Below are 1,512 nucleotides of genomic sequence, written 5' to 3'. Positions count from 1 at the left end.
GGTGTGTGGTGTAAGTTATCGGCCTATTAGTACCGGTCAGCTTCACGAGTCGTTAGTCCTCGCTTCCACATCCGGCCTATCAACCCAGTGGTCTGGCTGGGGGCCTCTCACACACAAGGTGTATGGAAATCTCATCTCGAAGCGAGCTTCCCGCTTAGATGCTTTCAGCGGTTATCCCATCCGAACGTAGCTAATCAGCGGTGCACTTGGCAGTACAACTGACACACCAGAGGTTCGTCCGTCCCGGTCCTCTCGTACTAAGGACAGCCCTTCTCAAATTTCCTGCGCGCGCAGCGGATAGGGACCGAACTGTCTCACGACGTTCTAAACCCAGCTCGCGTACCGCTTTAATGGGCGAACAGCCCAACCCTTGGGACCTACTCCAGCCCCAGGATGCGACGAGCCGACATCGAGGTGCCAAACCATGCCGTCGATATGGACTCTTGGGCAAGATCAGCCTGTTATCCCCGAGGTACCTTTTATCCGTTGAGCGACGGCCATTCCACAATGTACCGCCGGATCACTAGTCCCGACTTTCGTCCCTGCTCGAGATGTCTCTCTCACAGTCAAGCTCCCTTGTGCACTTACACTCGACACCTGATTGCCAACCAGGCTGAGGGAACCTTTGGGCGCCTCCGTTACTTTTTAGGAGGCAACCGCCCCAGTTAAACTACCCATCAGGCACTGTCCCTGACCCGGATTACGGGCCGAAGTTAGATGTCCAAAGTGACCAGAGTGGTATTTCAACGATGACTCCACCCGAACTGGCGTCCGGGCTTCAACGTCTCCCACCTATCCTACACAAGCCACTCCGAACACCAATACCAAACTATAGTAAAGGTCTCGGGGTCTTTCCGTCCTGCTGCGCGTAACGAGCATCTTTACTCGTACTGCAATTTCGCCGAGTTTATGGTTGAGACAGCGGGGAAGTCGTTACTCCATTCGTGCAGGTCGGAACTTACCCGACAAGGAATTTCGCTACCTTAGGATGGTTATAGTTACCACCGCCGTTTACTGGGGCTTGAATTCTCAGCTTCGCCTTGCGGCTAACCGGTCCTCTTAACCTTCCAGCACCGGGCAGGAGTCAGTCCGTATACATCGTCTTGCGACTTCGCACGGACCTGTGTTTTTAGTAAACAGTCGCTTCCCCCTGGTCTCTGCGGCCCCTGCACGCTCCGGACAGCTAGTGTCCATCACGATGGGGGCCCCCCTTCTCCCGAAGTTACGGGGGCATTTTGCCGAGTTCCTTAACCATAATTCTCTCGATCGCCTTAGTATTCTCTACCTGATCACCTGTGTCGGTTTGGGGTACGGGCGGCTAAAACCTCGCGTCGATGCTTTTCTTGGCAGCATAGGATCACCGAATCCCCCCTTACGGGAGTCCCATCGGGTCTCAGGCATCATGAACGGCGGATTTGCCTACCGTTCGCCCTACATCCTTAGACCGGGACAACCATCGCCCGGCTCGGCTACCTTCCTGCGTCACACCTGTTAATACGCTTGCCTCCCAGG

The 1,512-nt window shown here is 55.2% G+C and carries 1 rRNA gene; it reads right to left on the bottom strand.

From position 1 onward, the window contains the following. Positions 1-5 precede the first annotated feature (5 nt). A 23S ribosomal RNA gene (locus BJG92_RS03135) occupies positions 6-1,512 on the bottom strand; the annotation flags it as partial.

This window comes from Arthrobacter sp. SO5, from assembly GCF_020532805.1.
In the GTDB taxonomy this organism is placed as follows: Bacteria; Actinomycetota; Actinomycetes; order Actinomycetales; family Micrococcaceae; genus Arthrobacter.
This window is presented reverse-complemented; position numbering and strand designations above follow the sequence as displayed.